Source organism: Candidatus Uabimicrobium amorphum, assembly GCF_009002475.1.
GTDB lineage: Bacteria > Planctomycetota > Uabimicrobiia > Uabimicrobiales > Uabimicrobiaceae > Uabimicrobium > Uabimicrobium amorphum.
Window position 1 is genome coordinate 8,614,324 of the sequence record NZ_AP019860.1, and the last position, 20,081, is coordinate 8,634,404.

Below are 20,081 nucleotides of genomic sequence, written 5' to 3' on the forward strand. Positions count from 1 at the left end.
CTGTAAAACAGTTGCGACATAGATACATATTAAATTTCAATATTGTTGAACTTGCGAATGCCAATAAGTAGTGGCAGTAACGTAACGATAACACTAATCAAGATCACCACAAGTGTTAAAACATAGAAAGAAATCGAAAGAGTTGACTCTAGTAGTAAGTGACTTGGTAGAATTTGCGCAAATATAATAATAAAAACATACACTAAACTCACCACTAAGTTCAAAGTACCACCAAAACCAGAAACAATCTTCGATGGACTATCCTCTCTAAAATTAGGGTAAATAGCTCCTAATCCCACAGAAAGCCCTGCAATTCCGCTCGTTAAGAGTAGTGCTACAAACGCATGGTACACCATCAACGTCCAAGGAAACTTCAACATAATCGCAGATAACAACACCAAGGTTTGCGTCATCAAGGTCAAAACCACCATTGCGAAAATAAATTTAGCGGTAATAATCGACCAACGTTTGATAGGCATAACTCCCAAGGTCCAAAATCGTTTTCCCTCTAGTGATAACATCGGAAAAATAAATCTACTTGCAAAAGTACATGCGGTTAAAGATATTGCCATTAGATTTAAATTTGCAATAATTTCGCGCCAAAATGTAGATTTCTGATCGTATTTCAAAGTACGCAAATTTAATATATATAGCAGTAGTAATCCCAATAAAATGGCAAATTGTGACCATTGCACTGGATCGCGAATAAATATTTTCAAATCTTTTTCTAAAAATAATTTAGCTCTGCTACTAACAAATACTAGCAAATTGAGTATTTTGCGAATGGGAGAAAGTTTCCACAGTTTTTTCGAACTCAGATCGCTATATACTTTTGACCAAGCAATCGAGTAGTTTGATACCGCGAACATGTAGCTAAAAAATACCAATGCCAAAGAGGTCGACAATAGTAGCAGAAAGTAAAAGAAAAATTCTGCAAATTCTAAATGGGCAACAGATAACATGCATTGCGACATCCAAAAAGATGGAGAAAATGCCCATTTCGTAAATTGAAAATAGTCGAGAACATTAAACAGCCACACGGCGGAATACGAGGGAGCGTTTTCCTTTTCTGCAGAAATCGAGTATATCAAGTAAGCAATTCCTACAGACAGGACAATCGCAAATAACACTCCGAGTATTTTTTTGAATTTGGCAATATACAGAACGATAATGAATGACAATAATGCTCCTAGGGTACATGGTATAATTATGTACGGTACAAAACTGATGATAACCAAGGGATAAAACCATAGATTAACACCTTGTTGGATTCCGTAGGCAAGAGCCACGGGAATTCCCAGGAAGAAAACCGCCCATGAAGCAAAAAGAAAAGTTTCGGATAACTTGTATAAAAATATATCTTCGTGAGGAATTGGCTTTGTCATTAGAAACTTCGTTTCGTTATTTTTAAAAAATAACGAAACCGCTATAAGTAGTGAAGAAAAGAGCAGCATGGTGAACAGTGCAAAGTAAAAAATGGAAAAAATGTAGTCGATGATAATCGTGTAAAAGCTATTTGGTATGTAAGAAGCAAAAAAGTAAAAACCACGTAGGAAGAAACTAAAAAGACCGACCCAAAATAGCGTTGCACAAATAGTAACGGTATAGGTGCGAAATCGCGACTCCATAGCCGTTTTCACTTGTCTGCTTACTTCCTTATGCCTTGTTGCAAAAAGTAAATGTAGCGAATCCATATTTATCCCTATTTATTCTGAAAAGCTTGAAGTAAATCGCTGTACTCTTGGACTTCAATTTTTTTGAGGTTAAAGGTTGTACGTAATTGATCGTGCACAGCTACTGCCGCAATGTCTATATTCTTTTCTCCGCTCCACTTGATGATTTTTTTGATAGTAGATGGACCTAAGCCAGTTAAATTGCGCACAAACGTAAAATGCAAAAAGATGACTTGATATTTTTTTGCCAATAGAGACTTTACTTGTTGTTCAAACTCCGTCACATCCATATTCATCAGTCCATACATGTCAACAACCAATGTTTTTTTGGGTAGTTGTAAAAAGCGAAAACTAAAGTCTTTTGTCAGTGAATTCACATAATTTTGGTACGCCGCCACGCACTGTTGTAGAATATCTGGCTGTGGATTTAGTCGCAATGCTGCGAGATACGCACTAATACAAGTTTTCCAATCTTGGTTTTGTGCCGTTAATGTTCCATATTGGTGCCACAAAGACCAGTTTGTGGGATCGTTTTTGATTTCTTTTAAAATGTCTAGTTGATTCATGTCGATACTTTCTTAAAAATATTTTGCAAAATACCCTCGTAGTTTTTTGATTTGACAAAATATTAAAAACAGGTTACTATCAATCAATCCTTTACACGTATTGCATTCCTTGCTGATATGGTTTATAAAATATGAAATATTTAGAAAAATTAACAAAGAAAAATTTAGAAGAGTTGTTGCTGGAGAAAAGTATTATCGACACTTCTAAATTAAAAAAGTTGTCTATTCAAAGTTCACAACGCAATGTTCCTATCGAAAAAATTTTAATGGATCATGGACTAATCAATGAAGAAACTCTTGCGAGAATTACTTGTAAAAGCCTTGGTCTACCATTTTTACAATTAGACAACATCGATATTTCTCCAGAAGTTGCACGTAGTATCCCACAGGCAATAATGAAACGCTATTTGTGTTTCCCCGTTATTGAGTCTGGAGAAGCACTCACACTTGCCATTACTTCTCCACCAAGATTAGAAATGATACAAGAACTAGAAAATACCAAGTCTTGTGATCTATTCTTCTTCGTTGACTTACTAAGTAATATTGAAAAACATATCAATAACGTTGCTACACCAAGCAGTGAGAGTAAATCCGCACAACAAATCGGTACAACAGATGTTTGGGAAACTATTTTTGATAAAGCTGATAATGAAATTATGTCGGAAATTATCAAGACACAACATCGTGAGACGTCTCCCTTACAAGGAACCCAACAACGAGAAAAGTCTCCTCTCGGTAATGAAATAAATACGGCTCTATCATCTGTTTTTCCAGAAGATGCTCCACCAGTAGAAAATGAAATTGACTCTGCTTTGACCAATGTTTTTGGGGAAGATCCACCCGCAGATGATGGCAATGAAATCGACTCTGCACTATCTGCCGTTTTTGGAGAAGATCCCGCTCCCGCGTCCCAGCCAGCCCATAAAGAAGAGATAGACAATGCTCTTTCTTTGTTTGATGACTTTGCCGATGGCGCTGTTGCCAGTCCTCCTCCTAACGCGAAAAGAAAAATGTCACAGCTAGCGATGAAAATAGAGCAAAATCCGCTGGATAAGGCATCCATAGGTGAATACGTTGAGCTAGCCGTTTCTTTAGGTAAAGTGCAAGACGCTGTCGAAACACTATCGATGTATGCAAAAACTCTCATCAAAAAGCGTAACTTTGACGAAGCGAAACGCAGCTATGAATCTATACTCGCCTTAGATCCAAACAACGAAGAAGCGAAAAATTTTCTCTCCTAAATTGTAAATCTCATAACTAAATCAGGTTGTCATCCCTGACTCGCAGGAATGACACCTGGTATAGCGTTGTCTTAATAAGCAACTACTTTTAGCTTGACGAACAATTCAACTTTATATTATAGGTTCCTACCCCAAATACAAAATCACCAGCTACACTACTTCGACAAGTGTATTAACAACAACAATAACCCTGCAATCAAAGGCCCCACAAGCACAGTAAATAGTGGGTGATAAAATGTCTTCGTGACGGCGTATTTCCACAAAGATGTGTATATGTCTTCATACTGTGCAAGAGAAATGGCTCTGTGCTTATATAGTATATTTTCCAGTGTATTTGCTACGGCGGCAACATCTTGGGGTCGTGCTTCTTTACCTCTTTCCAGACATTGATACACTAATTTTTCCACCTCAGCAGGAATATTTGTATTGAAGTTAGTAAGCGCTGGAATGTCGTGTAATTGTGACTCGACGATTTCGTCTATTGTCTCTCCCACAAAAGGGGCGTGTCCTGTTAACAACTTGTATAATAATATACCAAACGAGTATATATCACTTCTATAGTCGACGTCTCTCCCCGAAAGTTTCTCTGGCGAAAAATATTCGATGTTACCCACAAGAGAGGAAAAACGTTCTTGGATGTCTGAAAATATAGCTCCTAGACCGAATCCTGTTAAAATTACTCGTTCGCCACTCAGTACGATGTTATTTGGATTTATATCCTGGTGTATGACCCCTTGGCTATGCGCGTGGGCTAGTCCGTAGGCAACACCCATTCCTATTTCTAATGCCTGATCGAGTTCGAGAGGCTGATCTTTTTCCACCATGCTGGAAATCGTCTCGCCCTCTACATACTCCGTTGTGTAGTATAGGTGTGACTCTTTCGCTTCAAAGTCGAGAATGATCGCGACATTTTCATGGTTTAATTTTGCCAGAGACTTTGCTTGCAGTCGAAATTTCTTTTTTAAATCAGGGTGTGCTTTGATAATATTTGGCGGTAACAATTGCAAAGCGACAATACGATCTAGTTTTGTTTGGCGCACTTTGTAATGATGCCCAATTCCACCTATTTTTTTTAGTTGTTGAATCACCTCATAAGTTTTGAGTTCTTTGGCAATTCTTTCTACTTCTTCTTCTTCTTCGAAACACAACCATGTGGAACCTACGTTTATATAATCTCCGGATTCTAAACGAACTTTGCTTTCTACCGGACGACCATTGATAAAAGTATGGTTTTTACTATTTTGATCCTCAAGGTAATAACTTTCATTTCTTTTTAAAACCAGAGCATGGCAACTCGATACTTTATTATCTGGTATGTGTATAGATGCTTGCGCAGCATCACGACCAATAAATTCCTTTTCTTTTAGGAAAAAAGTATTTCCTGCACCTGGACCTTTTTCAATTCGTAATATAGCCATAATTCGTCATCCACTGTTATAAAATAGCAATAGTACCTGCAATAAAGATAATCACACCCGCAACTGCCGAAATAGATAATAAAGTTAAATAATGTTTTTTCTTTGGTAGATAGTAATACTTGGGAACTAAATTGTAAAATTTTCTTTCAGAGAGTATCAGTAATTTGCATTTTGTAATATCTTCAAGTAATTCTCGCGCTGTTTGGTAGCGATTTGCGGGATTCCCTTCCATACATTTATGGACAATTTCTTCCAAATACGTGGGAATTTCAGGATTAATAAGACGCATACGCGTGGGAAGTTTTTTCTTCGGAAGCTTGTCCATCTTCTGTCGATTGAGAATCATGTCTCTTTTGTTTTTGGCAAAAAAAGCTCTCTGACCAGTAAAGGCTTCGTAAACAACGACACCAAGTGAAAAAATATCACTCCGTCCATCCACCGTTTCTCCGCGTGCTTGTTCGGGAGACATATAAGGGGCACTTCCAATTACATATCCTGGCTTTGTTAATTGTGGAGATTCCTTAATAATTTTCGCAATACCAAAGTCTAATAATTTGGCTTTCCAATCAGAACTTACTATAATATTAGAAGGCTTTATATCGCGATGAATCACTTCTTTGGTGTGAGCATGATCAAGGGCACTCGCAATTTGTTCAAATATAGATAACGCTGTCATTAAAGGGAGCTTTTTACCTTCGATTAAATTTGCGAGGGATTCCCCCTTAAAGTACTGCATGACAAAATAATGTATGTCATCAGGAGGAACGGATAGCTTTCCTATTTCGAATATAGTAATAATATGCGGGTGAAATAACCTTGCAGCAGATTTAGCTTCGTACTCAAAGCGCAATTCTTTGCGTTTGTCTTCCTTCGCCAGCTCTAGGGGAAGTACTTTTATAGCAACTATGCGCCTTATGACATCTTGTTCTGCTTTGCAAACAGTTCCCATGGAACCTTGGCCGATGACGGATAAAATGTTATACTTTCCAAATTTACGAGGTATTTCCATGTTTGTGCCTTATTAAAATAATTGGATGGGGTGGAAAACTTCATCCATTCAAAATAAATAATTCCGGGTGATAAATCAAGAGCAATTATAACAATTCGCAGCAAAATTAGAAACGGTAAGCAAATGGATATTTTAATTAACATTGCAATATCTCTGGCAGGAGTTATCCTAGGCTTTGTGCTTCACGAAATTTATTTTCGATTTTCGGAGAGTACAGGAAAATCAAATTCACAAAAAATCATTGAAGAAGCGCAAAAAGAAGCGGGACATTTACTGCAAAAAGCAGAGAAGCAAATTCAAGAAGAGTTTAGCTATAAAAAAGACATGTATGAAAAAGAGGTGTTGGCGATCAAAGAGGAGTTGACCCAAACTGACTTAGCCGTTCGCGAAAAAAAGAAAGATCTAGAAAAACGTTTGCATTTCTTAAACGAAAAAGAGGGATTGTTGATCTCCCAGGAGAAACAACTTATCGAAGAAAAATTGGGCGTAGAAAAAAAAATTCAAAACCTCAACAACTTGATTTCCAAAGAGAAAAAAATGCTTCAAGAGGTCGCTTCTATTTCTGAAGAAGAAGCGAAAACTCGTTTGGTCGAAAAGCTCGAAAAAGAACTAGAGTTTGAAATCTCCGACGTGGTACAAAAACATATATCTAGCTACAAACAAGAAATCAATCGCCAAGCACGTGATATTTTACTATTAGCGATGCAACGTTGTGCTGTCGAACACACCGCGGAAAATGTCATTACCACAGTAGAGTTACCCAATGAAGAAATGAAGGGCCGCATCATAGGACGCGAAGGACGCAACATCCGTACTTTTGAAAAAGCAACTGGTGTAGACGTTATTATTGATGACACCCCAAACGCCGTGGTACTGTCGGCTTTTAATCCTCTACGTCGTGAAGTGGCAAAGATTACCATGGAGAAATTAATTTTAGATGGTCGCATTCATCCTTCACGAATAGAAGAAGTTGTGGAACAAACACGGGAAGAAATGCAAAAATCCATCATAAAGACGGGAAAACAAGTTTGTTGTGATGTCAATGTGGTGAATATCAACAGTCATTTGATCGAACTCATCGGTAAAATGAAATTCCACCTAACAATGGGACAAAGTCTATTACAGCATACTCTAGAAGTCGTACATTTGGCAGCCTTAATTGCCGGAGAATTAAATTTAAACCTCGATGTGGCCAAGCGCTGCGCCTTACTCCACGATATAGGGTGTGTTGTGGAAGATAATCTAGAAGGCAATACCGCTGTTGTTGGTGGTGACACCGCCAAAAAATATTTAGAATCCGACATTGTCGTAGAAACGATTCTTTCACAAGACGGCGATCCGAAAACGTTGTATGCTGTTGTATTACAGATTGTACACAGCATTATTTTTTCACGTCCCGAAGGACGCAAAGATTCGCTAGAAAAGCATCTAAAACGTCTTATTCATTTAGAAAAAGTAGCGTTGTCATTTGAAGATGTCGATAAGGCATACGCCGTAGATTCTGGGCGTGAATTGCGCTGTGTGGTCACTGCTGACAACATAACCGAAGAAAAAGCCTATATCCTGGCACGCGAAATCGCCAATCGCATTAGTAGTGAAGTGGTGTACTCCGGAGAAATAAAAGTATCCCTAACACGCGAAACGCGTATTGTTGAATACAGTAAGTAACTTTTGCTAGGTAAGATTTTGACAGGTCAAAATCTTACCTAGCAAAATCTATTCAGCAAAAGCTACCTGTAAAACATCGCTAAAGTAGTCCGCGAAGTGGCAACTAACGCCATCTTTTACGTTTTGTGGAAGTTCATCGTAGTCTTTTTTGTTCTCCAGTGGCAAGATCACCTGGGTAATACCTACGCGTTTAGCAGCGATCACCTTTTCTTTTACTCCACCGATGGGCAGAACTTTTCCGGTCAAAGTTAGTTCTCCGGTCATGGCAATATCAGAGCGAACCGGCTTTTGTTTTACTAACGAATACAAAGCCGTTGCCATGGTGATACCCGCGGATGGTCCATCTTTGGGAGTTGCACCTGCGGGAACGTGTAGATGAATGAAGTGATTGTCAAAATATCGCGTATTAATTCCCCACTTATCGGCTTGTGAGCAAATATAAGAGTAGGCAATATGCGAAGATTCTTCCATCACTTTTCCTAGCTGCCCGGTTTGCTTGTAACCGCCACTCTTGGAAACCTTTGCCGAGGCCTCGATATACAGAGTTTTTCCACCTAAACTCGTCCACGCTAGCCCCAACGCAACACCAGCCACATCTTTGTTATACAACTCTTCTTCGGTGAAAGGTGGTTGCTTGAGATATTTAATCACATCTTCTTTATCTTTGATTTGTACCGAACTGGTATCACCTTCCGCGTGTTTGCGAATGACTTTACGCATAATTTTGGTAATATTTTTTTCCAAATTACGCACACCCGCCTCACGAGCATAACCATCGATGATAAAACGTAACATGTCATCACCAATACTTACATCTGCGGTTTGTAATCCGTGCTTATCTAATTGCTTTTTGATGAGAAAATCGCGGGCAATGTTTAATTTTTCATCAAGTATGTAACCAGACAAATTGATAATTTCCATGCGGTCTAAAAGAGGTGCGGGTATCGTATCTAATTGATTGGCGGTAGTAATAAACAGTATGCTTGACAAATCAAAGCGCACATCTAAAAAATGATCTAAAAATTCTTGGTTTTGTTCAGGGTCTAATACTTCGAGAAGAGCAGACGCCGGGTCTCCGCGAAAACTTGTGCCTATTTTGTCAATCTCATCGAGCATAATCACCGGGTTATTGGTATGCAGTGTTTTTAGACACTGAATTATTTTACCAGGCATAGCGCCAATATAAGTACGCCGATGACCTTTTATTTCGGCCTCATCGCGCATTCCCCCCACGGAGAAACGATAAAATTTTCGCCCAAGAGCTTTGGCAATAGATTTACCAATAGATGTTTTTCCTACCCCAGGAGGACCGACAAAACACAATATCCCGCCATTTACTTTTTTGGTTTTAATAATCAAACTCAAAAATTCAAGAATTCTTTCCTTCGCATCCTCTAAGCCATAGTGATCAGCATTTAAAATATCCTCGGCTTTTTTGATATCTAAATTATCCGCACAAGAAACGCCCCACGGAAGTAGAGTCATCCAATCTAGATAGTTACGACACACATGATATTCTGGTGAACTACGTTCCAGAGTTTTAAACTTATCCAACTCCTCATCGTAGACTTCACGTGCTTCTTGCGAAAGAGTTAGTTTTTCCAAACGCTTTTCAAATTTTTCCACATCCGCGGTTTTGTCATCTTTTTCCAAACCAAGCTCTTTTTTAATGGCTTTGAGTTGTTCGCGTAAGAAAAATTCTTTTTGTTGTTGTGATATTTTATTTTCGATACTTTTACGTATTTTTTCTTGTAGTTGCGCAAGTTGAATTTCTTCTTGTAGTAGTATGAGTAACTTTTGCGCGCGTTTTGTTAGGTCAAGGGTTTCGAGTAGTTCTTGACGTTTCTCCGGAGTTGCCGTAGTCATCGAAGACACTAAATCCATAATAGGACCTGGGTCATCATATGAAATGTGAGAAATAAACAACTTTAATTGTTCTTGAAACAACGGGTTTAATTTCAGAAGTTCTTTCACCGAAGAAATAATAGCCATGGTATGCGCTTTTAATTCATCGTCAGGGGTACCTTTCGTATCGTAGATATGCTCCACATCCCAATGAATAACAGGTGTAGTGGTTATCTCTTTCTTTTTACGTATACGACATAATCCTTCAAGCATAATCTGGATATGTTCTTCATCTACGCTAGATATTTTATGAACGCGTGCTGCGGTGCCATATTCATACAACTCAGATTCCAATAAATCTTTTTGAGAGTCTTTTGCCAAAACAATACCAACAACAGGTCGTTCTTTTTTATCGATCAAATCAATTGTTTCCTGTAATGACACATCGCTAATCACTAAAGGTATCAACATTTTGGGGAATAGAGGTATATCTAAAATAGGTATAATCGGCATTGTTTGCGGCAAAATTTCCGACGCAACGATAAGTTGATCATTTGAAGAACTTTGCTCATCATCTTCATCTAAGTCATTTGCCGTGTTTTCTTCACTTACATCATTTTCATCTTTTACCGTATCAACATTTTCTTCATTTTCGTTTTCTTTTACGTCTGCATCTAGCTCTATATCTTGTATTTCATCGATTTCTTCTGCGTCCGCTTCTTTTGCGTCTATTTCTATTTCTTTTGCGTCTATTTCTATTTCTTTTGCGTCTATTTCTATTTCTTTTGCGTCTATTTCCTGCGATACGGTATTTTCTATGCACATTGGTGGTGTGTTAGAAAGATTTTCATTCGTGTCATTTTGTGGAATATCATGATTTGGTGTTGTGTTTTCTTGCTCTTTGTGTGCGCTATTTTTTTCTATCTGTTCTTGGTCCGCAACAAATTCATTTTCATTTTTCTTATCTGCACTCATGGCCATCTCCAATTACTTGATAATAGGTGTCGCACAAAGTAGGCGAGCGATACAACATACGTTTATTATATTCAGCAAAAAAAATGCCACGCGCATGGAAACATTTACTGCAAAAGTTCTTTCCATAGGAAAAACGGCCTTTACAGCGTAAAAAAAACGTTACATTGGTTTATATATTGGCTGTTGAGTGTAGCACATTTGACACATATATTGCTATTCTGGCGTAGTTTTTGATAAAATTAAAAATCGGCTTTTACAAATTTGGTCACCACTTATTGATTCCGTATTGTTTTATCTCGATGAAACACCTCTATTCTTGGTGAAAATTTTTACCTGACGCAAGGATGATCGCTATGAAGAGAATGATGACTCTGTTGTTGTTATTACCCATGCTTTTCGCAAGTGAACGCTACGTTTACATACAAAGTATCGAAATTACAAAAAAAAATGCCGCGGGAAAGTCTTGGGATGGCTTCTATGGCAAACCTGATATTTTGTTATCCATTTCCGTGTGGCAAAATAGTCAATGGCTTACTATTTTTGAAAGCAAAAAATTCAAAGATACCTTTGCCGTACAAAAGGGGTTTCCCACGAGAATTTCTATCGCCGCAAAACAAAAAATTCGTATGGAAGTTTTTGACAATGACTTGCAAAAGAATGACCTCGTGGGTCGCCATGAATTCGTAGTAGATGCGGAAGTATTGTCCGGTAAAGAACAAACTTTATCTTTTGGAAGGGTAACTAAGCTTGTTTACCACACACTACCTTACAAAGACGATGAAGATCGAGACGCCTATTCGCGAAAACAACGATTAAAAATACAGGCCTACGAGGAACAACTTGCCGCAAAGAATAAGCTCATTCAAAAATACAAACGCGAAATCAAGGACTTGCAGGAAGTCATCAAACAATATCAACTACTTGGAGAAAAATATGGAATTGATGAAATAAAAGATCTACATCGCGATGTCGTGGAGTTCTCTTCTGAAAATGCCACAAACGAATTCCATAAATATACTCCTTACCGCGATATCACCAGTTTATTCGAACTGCAATATCCCCATAGTTGGTCAGTAACCAACGACATAATGCCTTCGGCTTTTTCCACAAAATTTCAAGCAAAAAAAATGGAGAGTATTGAAGTACATGTTACGCTTGGTGACGAAACAGCAACATCTGTTCTTGAGGAATACAAAAGAAAACTCCCCTCTTTTTTAAATAACGCTCCTCTTTCTAGAGAAAAATCACATCGCGTCGAATCGTGGAACGACACACAGCTAGTTGTTGGTCATTTTACCACAGAAGATAAAGCACAAAATTGGCGGGCACTCTTTTACAAACAAAATGCCGTACAATTTTTCATACGTGTCAATTTAACCGCAGAGCACGAACACATATGGCATCATTTACGCAAAACACTGCGTTTTTTTCCAGAAAAGTTTATCGCAAAGCGCAAAGATACACCGATGTCAACGGCGGATGTCGTGAAACTAGCTAAGAAAGCGACTGTACTCGTCCACGCCAACTATGGCAAAAAACGCGGAACGGGAACCGGATGGTTTATTCACCCCGCAGGGTACATAATTACCAATCACCATGTATGTTTCGACCACAAAGACGATTACAAACAAGCAAAAGAGTTGCACATTTCCTGGGATTCGGGTGTTGCCAATCAAAAAGTACGTGCAAAATTAGTCGCGGCGTGGTACCAAGAAAAGCCGGTGCATAAGGATATTGCTTTACTAAAAATAGAAGGTGGCAACTACCCGTATTTGCCAATGGCCAATCCACAAAACACCATAGAAAGTGACCGCATTCTCACTCTCGGATTTCCCCGCACAGATGTTTTTGGTAGTAGTGACATCACAATTACTGAAGGTACGATTATTCGTCTTGTAGAAAATCCATATGGTAAACTAGACGTCATTTACATAGATGCACAAATCACCTCAGGTAATTCCGGAGGCCCTTGCTATGATCTCAATTTAGGTGGCGTTATTGGAATTAATACCGCAATCCACACCGGTAGTTTGCATGGTTATAACATTACATTACCGGTCTCTATAGCTGTCGAAGAATTCCCCGAAGTTTTTTACCCTAGTAACCGTAAATTACAAATGGCAGATCATTATAAGTTGGCCTCATACTATGCATCACGAAAATGGTATCGCGGAGCATCACGAGAATTTTTTCACCTAACACGTCTACAACCCAAAAATGACTTATTCTGGGCGCTTTTAGGCCAAACTTCATTAAAAAATGCCGTGCTAAAAAATAAGGTAAAAGCGGTCGCGTATTTAAAAAAAGCCTTGGAAATCAATGCGAAAAATCGTATTGCGTTAGAGACTCTTGGAAAATACTACGCAAACGAAAAAGACAATAAAAATGCATTCTTGCACTACAATCACTTAATTCATTTTTATCCCAAAAATGCCAATGCATATATTCACCGCGCGAAACTACTTGTCGAAGCACAGCGTTATAAAGAAGCCATACACGATGCCAAAATTGCTCTAGAACTGCACGAAAGCCCAGAGCCACATGCTCTTTTGGGAAAAATTTACTATCTACAACAGAAATTTGTGGAAGGCCAGGAACAATATAAAAAGGCTCTTGCCATAAATCAACGATTTATCACAGCGGATTTGGGTAGAGTTGCTTATTATTTATACACCCGCGCATACACAACCGCCGAAGCGGAATATTCATTATTATTGAAAAAATACCCTGAAAATGTGCAAATGGAACTCGAAGTGGCGAAGTTTTACTATGCACACAAAAAAAACAAAGCCAAAGCGCTACGACATTACCAGCAAGTATTGGCCATATATAAAAAGCGTAAAATGACTCCTGATCTTTATGTGCTAAGAGCTATCGCGCAATTAGCTTACAGCCTTCAGGAATACAATATAGCTCTCAATGCGTACATCGCACGTTTGTCATTAGAAGTAGACAACGATGGTAAATTTGATACATATGTTGGGCTTGGTAATGTATACCTCAAAACAAAACAGTATGCTTACAGTGATGCTTACTACTGTTTAGCGTTTGCGACGAATCCCAAAGACAAGGTGCTCAAGAAGTTTTTGCAGGGGAAAAAATTAGAACCGCTATCCGTACCGCTGCTCAACAAACTCATCTTCACCCAACCTGCGCGTGTTGTGGCGAGAATTATTATGGTGGCAAATCTAAATTTTACCTACAGCAACGAGCAAATATACAAAATGTCCGCTAAGCTCCCGGTTGATATTTACAATGCTTTGTTACTACGCGCCAAAAACAAATGGCTACCCATTCGTCCCCAAATAAAAAGTCGTGTAAAAATCAACGATCATTTGCTAAAAAATTGCGTAGTCAAGGCCATGAAATTTTATCCAAAAAACAATAAGTGGTATGTAGACTTCCGTTTTACAAACAACAATAGCGTGGCGGTTACCAAAATAAAAATCAACGCCAATTTACAAAACCAAGCAAAAAAAACCATAAAAGTGGTCTTTATCGATCCAAAAGAAACGATCCAACCAGGAGAAACCAAAGAATACACGCAAGTATTTTTGGTTCCCTTTATTAAATATGCCCATGTACGCTTTGTGTATCTCAAAATATATAACCTACAACAAACCAAGGCAACAAAACCCGTTGCACCAAAAACCCAATTACACTTGGCCGTAGGTAGTGCCCAAGGAACTTATTACCAAAAAGGTCTTTCGATTCAACAACTCTTGGCAAAAGATCAAATAGAGGTTGTACTTCGCGAATCTCCAGGAGCGTTTCGCAACTTACTGAGCATTGCCAACAATGAAGTGGACATCGCCTTTACACAATTCGATAGTTGGTTGGCCACGGCAATTGATAAACAACTCAAGAAGAAAATAGAACAGGTCGCCATCATCACACCTGTGGGAACAGAGGAAATTCATATTTTAGTACGCAAAGACGCCAAAGTACAACGGCTCCAAGATCTACAAGACAAAACCGTACACCTTGGAGCAGATACTTCGGGAACATCAATTACCGCAGGAATACTACTCAACATGGCTGGCGTCGATATAAACTCGATCACCGCCGATTATTCTTCTCCACAAAAAGCGGTAGAAAAGTTGCTGTCTGGGGAAATTGATGCCATGTTTTATACCGTAGGCGCCCCCGCAGAACTTTTCAAAAACATTGATCAAAGCTATCGCGACCACATTGCACTTTTAGAAATAAGCCCTGATTTTATCGCGAGTATTCAAAAAAAGTCAACAGGTATATACGGAACAACCGTCATTGCCGCAGGAACATATCCGTGGCTAACAAAAGATACCGTAGTTCTCAATACATTATCGTTGTTAATCACCCATCGTTCGCAATCCTCGACGATGATCAAAAAAGTATTTGATTTGATTTTAGAAAACAAAGATTTCCTACAAAAATCACATGCAAGTTGGGGAAAAATAGATAAACATTTACTACAGCGCATACCAGAGTACTACTTGCACGACGGTGTTAAATAAACGAGCTAGACAGTAAACAGGAGAATAGCTTTCTCCTGTTTACCTTTCAAATCGTAGCATCCACGCAGAAACACTATTGTTCACGATTATTTCTTTCACGCCTTCTTTAGCACCTGGTAGCAAAAACACGTCAAATTCCAAACCATTTTTCGTCACCATAACAGCGCCGACTTTTTGTAAATGAACGTCCGCAAATTTGATGGACAAGTAATGCTTCCCTCCGGATTTTTGGAACATAGACAATCTTTCCTTCTTCAGTTTTACTTGCAGTGTAACACGGTGTTTGTATCCAAGTTTCCACAGGCCTTTGATGATATTTTCTGGTATTTTGTTCTTTACTCTAGCACTAACGATTTTCGGAGTAGGTAAACGCCGCCACACTTCATTACCTTTCATTGCATAAGAATCATTTTCTTCATCCAAAAACTCGCGCTGTGCGTGGCGTAATGGTGGAAGTGCAAATGGCTTCTTCATTCGCTCGCGAATACGCCAGCTACCGGAGATTTCTTGCAAATTCTTTGTGATTTTCAGGTTCACAAAAACAGGTCTTGTGGCCGTCGCATTTTGTATATAACTTCCCTTGATTCCGTTTGTGGTATAGTGAAGGTTTTCTTTAAAGTGTGTGAGTTCCTGTCTTTTTCCCGACACCTCTAAATATCCGTGTGGTCCATTTTTCGTGATAAACATAAATCCTTTGATTTTTTCGTGTTTACTGTCGTTGTACTCTATCGACCAATTGCCAATGAGAGGTTCCCAAGGCAACTTTTCTAAAACGATAAAATTGACACGATCATCGATGAAAGTGATGTATTCATCTTCCCCAGAAAAAGTATTGGCCAAGTGAAATTCATAATTCCCAGGTTGTGGCGTGTCAAAAATCACCGAACCATTGGGCATAGAGGAAACGCTCTTACTTTCTCCTCCAGGAGAAATGACGACTTGTGTCTCTTTGGAATACCATTTGGGAAGTTGATAGGAGACAACTATTTTCTCTCCTGCGACAAACTCCTTCTTTGCTAATAGCAAAACGCCACGACCTTCGGCCTGAACTTCAAAACTCACGTGTGTGATTTCTCGGGAAAATATGCCGTGTAGTCGTAAGTCATACTTTCCTGGACGCGCAGGTGTTTTGAATTTTTTCTTCAGAATACCTTCTCGCTTTTCCAAAAAAAATCGTTGTAAACTGTTCGCGCGATTTACCGCAACATTTCCATGCGCAATCTCCGAGGCAACAAGATCTATGTACATTGTCGTTCTTTCGGGAATTTCAAAAGGAATTTTGTACTTCACATCGATAAAAGTGTTCATTTCATAGCGACTCCCTGATTTAGGAAGTGTTTTTAATATCAGCTTTGCGGGTGGAATCGCCAAATAAAAAAGGCCTTTTTTCTCACTAAAACCTCTGGTACTGCGAGGAGAAACACTCTTGTTCCCGAGGTACACAAACAATTTAGCAAGATTCTTCTTTGAAGCCGCAAATTCTAAAATAGCCACCGTATTCCCCACAGCGTCCAATGCTTGCAAAACGAAATCGTCAATGTACGCCTCAACCAGTTGTCCACCAGGTACACTTGCCGCAACCTTTGCCCAAAAACTGGCAACCACTTTTAAGGTCTCGATGTTCAACTCAAACTTACCAAGCGTCTTCATCGCATCAATGAATTCTACAGTATCAAGTACTTGCCCAATTTTATCATCGACATCAGCCAATTTTTTCAACGCTTTTTTCAACCTTGGCAACCGATCTTTAAACTTGGAAACCAGATTTCCAATAACGTGTTCTTTTACATACTCATCTAAAAACACATCGGTTTTTATCAACTCTTGAAAAGTAGTTTTGGCTCTCTCCTCAATGTTCATTTTTTCACGAAGACGCGTCAACTTCTTACGCCATCCGTTGAGTCCTTCCTCGACGATACTTTTTGTTTTCAAGTCGTTCATTAGTATAAGAACAAAACTATTGTGTGCCGGATCTAACTTAGGTAAATCTAAATTTACGGCATTTAACACCAATAATCCGTATTCTTCTGCCTTCGCTTTTTCTGCCTCACCTTGCACAAGAATAGCTTGACTACGTAGCTCTAACAAACCTTTTATGGAGTTCAAATAAATCTTGCGCTTTGTCGTGTAACTTTTGATCGCAGCACTGATATTACCTTCCAATGCTCCTAACTGCGCCGTTAGATGAACAACTTTCTCTTTATTAATAAACTTTTCTAGAACTTGTTTACGCAAGACATCGTATTTTTTTACCTGTTCTTGCACATGCTTGGCAGCCTCAATCACATCTTCATGGTTTACGGCAAACAAAGTATTACATAGTAAGAATAAATATAGCAAATATTTCATGGTTGTTTTCCTTTGCATTACATAATAATAAACCTTTACGCAATACTATTGGCTTTGAAACAGAAAAAGGTGATTTGAAATGTAGAATTTTGATTTGGCATTAAAAGTGTATCGAAAAAGTAAAGAAACGTACAGTTATCCCGCATAAAATCGGGATAACTATATTGTGAAATAATGGTGTCAGAGTAAGTTTACGCTTCACTTTTCTTGTGCGTAGCCGCCAACAATACCAGAGTCACTCCCATACTGATAAGCATTGCAATACTCGAAGAAACACTTGGGTTGGTTACGCCAGCGAATAAGTTGAGGTAGAAGTGAATTCCCACAGCAAGAAACGCGGCGGTGAACATAATCGAGTAGTGTATTTTTCTTTTCGATAGTACACCAATTACGATCGGGGCAAAACTCGCAGCGGCCAAGGCGTATACACCCTGTTGTGCAAAAATTCCTACTAAAGGTGGTGGGTTTAACGCCAGGATAAAAGCGACTAAACCAATACCAATCAAAACATAACGCGATAGTGCAAGTCCAAACTTTGACATACCATCCTGGCTATTGGTAAACGGCATATAAATGTCATTCACGACCATCGCCGACAATGAAACGAGAATACCGTCCAGCGTCGACATACCCGCGGCCAGTAAAGTTACAGCGACAAATGCCAACAAACACTTCCCACCGAGACTTTGGCTATAAATCTGAGTGATATAAATCCCCACCGTGTCATCCTGATTGCTAATCTCCAAGCCAGCAAAACGCGCATAAAAACCGACGAAAAGTACCAGGGAAAATGTAAATCCAACCACTAACGTCGTTATCAAAAACTTGTTCACATCTTTTTCTTCCTTGATGTACAACACCTTAGTCAAAATATGAGGTTGAAACATCAAAGCAAAAGTAATGATAAAACCACTTGCAAATACCGAAAAAAAGCTATAATAAAGTGGTGTCTTGTCGTTAAAAGGTTCAGGGTTATACATACTAGCAAAATTCTCGCCTACGGATTTCAGTTCGTTTACGAAACCACTTTGCCAGTACTCCCAGCCACTGACAAAAAGTATACAGGCAACCACAATCATTAGAATACCCTGTAAAGAGTTTGTATAGGCATGGGCGTATGTTCCTCCCATGAGAACATAGGAAAATGTAAATACTAAGCCCAATGTCAACGCAAGAGTTTTGGAAATGCCAAATAACTGCGCGGTGATACTTGCACATCCGATAAGAATTAACACAATAAACGCAATACTAAATAAATTCAGTATTGCAAAAAAAAGGGCAAGCATCTTACTGCCATAACGGTGACGAATCCAGTCTGGTATTGTTAAACTTCCACTCTCGGCCCCTAACTTGCGGAATCCTTTGCTGAGAGTAACAAGTGCAGCGATAATTCCGAGAGTTGCCGCGACACCATAGTGCAGGTATGCGGAAAGCCCGTGGTTGTATACAAAACCAGGATTAATAACAAAAGTTGCCGTAGAAGATATCGAAGCCGCCATGGTAACACCCACTAAAAGAGGGCTCATATCTTTATTTCCAATCGCAAAACCTTTTAGATCTTTGGTTTTTTTCATACCAATGTAGGAAAGATAAAAAGTAGAACCAACATATAGCAGCATAAAGAAGTATTTAAAAATGACCGGTATCATGTCCATGTCAAGTTTCCTTAAAGTGAAATTTCAAAGATGATTTTCGTTCATTCTATTGTAAACAAACCACTACGCCAAGTTTAAATTTGTAAAAGTTTATAGTGTTTTCATCTAAATAAAACAACCGCCCGTTGTTGGCAAAGATCATTATTGACACCCTTTAGAGAAACAATTTAGGAAGATTTAACTATGAAATATGCATCACTCAAAAGTTCTGCGGTATATGTTCCCGAACAAGAATTGCCCAATTCTGTTTTACAACAACGTTTTCCAGACGACCCAGAATTCGTAGAAAAAATGGCCGCGAAGTCCGGTATTCAAACGAGATGGCGTGCCGCCGCAAATATGGCGACATCTGACCTAGCAGCGAAAGCGGGCGAAAAAGCCATTGCCGCAGCGGGTTTAAAACCACAAGACATTAGCGTTGTCATCGTAGGAACAGATTCTCCTGACTACATTACACCTTCAACAAGTGTGATCACCGCACATAAGATAGGTGCAACAAATGCGGGGACATTTGATGTTGGTTGCGCTTGTTCTTCTTTTCCCACAGCGTTTTCTATCGCTAGCGGTCTGATGGCCACAAACGAAAGTTATCGATATATTCTAGTCATAGGTGCCTATTTAATGAGCCGTTTGGCAGACGAAAGTGACCTAATGTCGTTTTTCTATGGTGATGGTGCAGGAGCTGTGGTACTAGAAGCCAAAGACAAACCCGGCTTTGTATCTTCGGCACTATTGGCCGATGGAAGTTACGCAAAAGATTGGGGAATTTATGCCGGAGGAACGGTAGAGCCCGCCAACAACGACGCCATCGCCGCCGGACGCACTCAAGTAAAAATGCTCAACAAGTACCCACCATCTGTTAACGAAGACGGCTGGCCAAAACTAGTACATGATGTATGCGAACGCGGTAAGTTTTCGATTGGTGATGTTGACCTATTTATTTTTACTCAAGTGCGTAAGAGAACCATCGAAAAAGTCATGCAAAAGCTAGAAATTCCATGGGAAAAAACGCATTGTGTGATGGAGAAGTGGGGTTACACCGGTTCGGCTTGTATTCCGATGGCCTTACACGATGCCTTAGAAGAAAAAAAAGCCAAACAAGGTGATTTGGTGGTTTTGATAGGTTCTGGCGTTGGTTATAATCAAGCAGGTGTTGCTTTTTATTTGTAAAATTTCTAGGACAGGT

Annotated in this window: 11 protein-coding genes; 4 read left to right on the forward strand and 7 right to left on the reverse strand. The window is 39.1% G+C overall.

Translation table 11 applies throughout. The annotated features are described in order from the left end of the window. Positions 1 to 29: 29 nt before the first annotated feature. Together UABAM_RS30280 and UABAM_RS30285 are read right to left on the reverse strand one after the other, a co-directional pair. Positions 30 to 1,694, reverse strand: a complete 1,665-nt coding sequence (locus UABAM_RS30280) for a putative ABC transporter permease subunit (RefSeq protein WP_151971726.1) — start codon at positions 1,692 to 1,694, stop codon at positions 30 to 32. Positions 1,695 to 1,702: 8 nt separating this feature from the next. Beyond that, the gene (locus UABAM_RS30285) at positions 1,703 to 2,239 is read right to left on the reverse strand and encodes a hypothetical protein (protein WP_151971727.1); all 537 of its coding nucleotides are present in this window, start codon (positions 2,237 to 2,239) and stop codon (positions 1,703 to 1,705) included. Between the two features lie 131 nt (positions 2,240 to 2,370). Between UABAM_RS30285 and UABAM_RS30290 the strand changes: the two genes are divergently transcribed. After that, positions 2,371 to 3,480 (forward strand): GspE/PulE/PilB domain-containing protein, encoded by a 1,110-nt coding sequence (locus UABAM_RS30290; protein ID WP_151971728.1) that lies wholly within the window; start codon positions 2,371 to 2,373, stop codon positions 3,478 to 3,480. Between the two features lie 155 nt (positions 3,481 to 3,635). Here UABAM_RS30290 and UABAM_RS30295 read toward each other — a convergent pair whose 3' ends face one another. Together UABAM_RS30295 and UABAM_RS30300 are read right to left on the reverse strand one after the other, a co-directional pair. Next, positions 3,636 to 4,898 (reverse strand): FHA domain-containing serine/threonine-protein kinase, encoded by a 1,263-nt coding sequence (locus UABAM_RS30295; RefSeq protein WP_151971729.1) that lies wholly within the window; start codon positions 4,896 to 4,898, stop codon positions 3,636 to 3,638. A gap of 16 nt (positions 4,899 to 4,914) precedes the next feature. Beyond that, entirely contained in the window at positions 4,915 to 5,907 is a 993-nt protein-coding gene (locus UABAM_RS30300; RefSeq protein ID WP_151971730.1) for a serine/threonine protein kinase, read from the reverse strand. A gap of 123 nt (positions 5,908 to 6,030) precedes the next feature. Here UABAM_RS30300 and rny point away from each other — a divergent pair, with 123 nt between their 5' ends. Beyond that, complete coding sequence (rny, locus tag UABAM_RS30305; protein WP_151971731.1) at positions 6,031 to 7,575, forward strand: ribonuclease Y; 1,545 nt, start codon at positions 6,031 to 6,033, stop codon at positions 7,573 to 7,575. A 48-nt stretch (positions 7,576 to 7,623) separates the two neighbouring features. Here the strand turns inward: rny and lon are convergent, their stop codons facing one another. After that, a complete protein-coding gene (lon, locus tag UABAM_RS30310; protein WP_229759330.1) occupies positions 7,624 to 10,395 on the reverse strand; it encodes an endopeptidase La in 2,772 nt (923 codons plus the stop codon). 353 nt (positions 10,396 to 10,748) lie between these two features. On the opposite strand from lon, the gene UABAM_RS30315 reads away from it, so the two are divergent. Continuing rightward, on the forward strand, positions 10,749 to 14,891 hold the full coding sequence (locus UABAM_RS30315) for a TAXI family TRAP transporter solute-binding subunit (protein ID WP_173013663.1): 4,143 nt from the start codon (positions 10,749 to 10,751) through the stop codon (positions 14,889 to 14,891). A gap of 39 nt (positions 14,892 to 14,930) precedes the next feature. Here the strand turns inward: UABAM_RS30315 and UABAM_RS30320 are convergent, their stop codons facing one another. Further along, positions 14,931 to 17,240, reverse strand: coding sequence for a hypothetical protein (locus tag UABAM_RS30320; protein WP_151971733.1), 2,310 nt, complete (start codon positions 17,238 to 17,240; stop codon positions 14,931 to 14,933). A 191-nt stretch (positions 17,241 to 17,431) separates the two neighbouring features. Next, positions 17,432 to 18,895, reverse strand: coding sequence for a sodium:solute symporter family protein (locus UABAM_RS30325; RefSeq protein ID WP_229759331.1), 1,464 nt, complete (start codon positions 18,893 to 18,895; stop codon positions 17,432 to 17,434). A gap of 183 nt (positions 18,896 to 19,078) precedes the next feature. Between UABAM_RS30325 and UABAM_RS30330 the strand changes: the two genes are divergently transcribed. After that, positions 19,079 to 20,065 (forward strand): 3-oxoacyl-ACP synthase III family protein, encoded by a 987-nt coding sequence (locus tag UABAM_RS30330; protein ID WP_151971734.1) that lies wholly within the window; start codon positions 19,079 to 19,081, stop codon positions 20,063 to 20,065. Positions 20,066 to 20,081: the final 16 nt, after the last annotated feature.

Bases quoted from the DNA above. Each gene is read 5' to 3' on its own strand.
- UABAM_RS30280 (WP_151971726.1), bottom strand. From the start codon at position 1,694: ATGGATTCGCTACATTTACTTTTTGCAACAAGGCATAAGGAAGTAAGC.
- UABAM_RS30285 (WP_151971727.1), bottom strand. From the start codon at position 2,239: ATGAATCAACTAGACATTTTAAAAGAAATCAAAAACGATCCCACAAAC.
- UABAM_RS30290 (WP_151971728.1), top strand. From the start codon at position 2,371: ATGAAATATTTAGAAAAATTAACAAAGAAAAATTTAGAAGAGTTGTTG.
- UABAM_RS30295 (WP_151971729.1), bottom strand. From the start codon at position 4,898: ATGGCTATATTACGAATTGAAAAAGGTCCAGGTGCAGGAAATACTTTT.
- UABAM_RS30300 (WP_151971730.1), bottom strand. From the start codon at position 5,907: ATGGAAATACCTCGTAAATTTGGAAAGTATAACATTTTATCCGTCATC.
- rny (WP_151971731.1), top strand. From the start codon at position 6,031: ATGGATATTTTAATTAACATTGCAATATCTCTGGCAGGAGTTATCCTA.
- lon (WP_229759330.1), bottom strand. From the start codon at position 10,395: ATGAGTGCAGATAAGAAAAATGAAAATGAATTTGTTGCGGACCAAGAA.
- UABAM_RS30315 (WP_173013663.1), top strand. From the start codon at position 10,749: ATGAAGAGAATGATGACTCTGTTGTTGTTATTACCCATGCTTTTCGCA.
- UABAM_RS30320 (WP_151971733.1), bottom strand. From the start codon at position 17,240: ATGAAATATTTGCTATATTTATTCTTACTATGTAATACTTTGTTTGCC.
- UABAM_RS30325 (WP_229759331.1), bottom strand. From the start codon at position 18,895: ATGGACATGATACCGGTCATTTTTAAATACTTCTTTATGCTGCTATAT.
- UABAM_RS30330 (WP_151971734.1), top strand. From the start codon at position 19,079: ATGAAATATGCATCACTCAAAAGTTCTGCGGTATATGTTCCCGAACAA.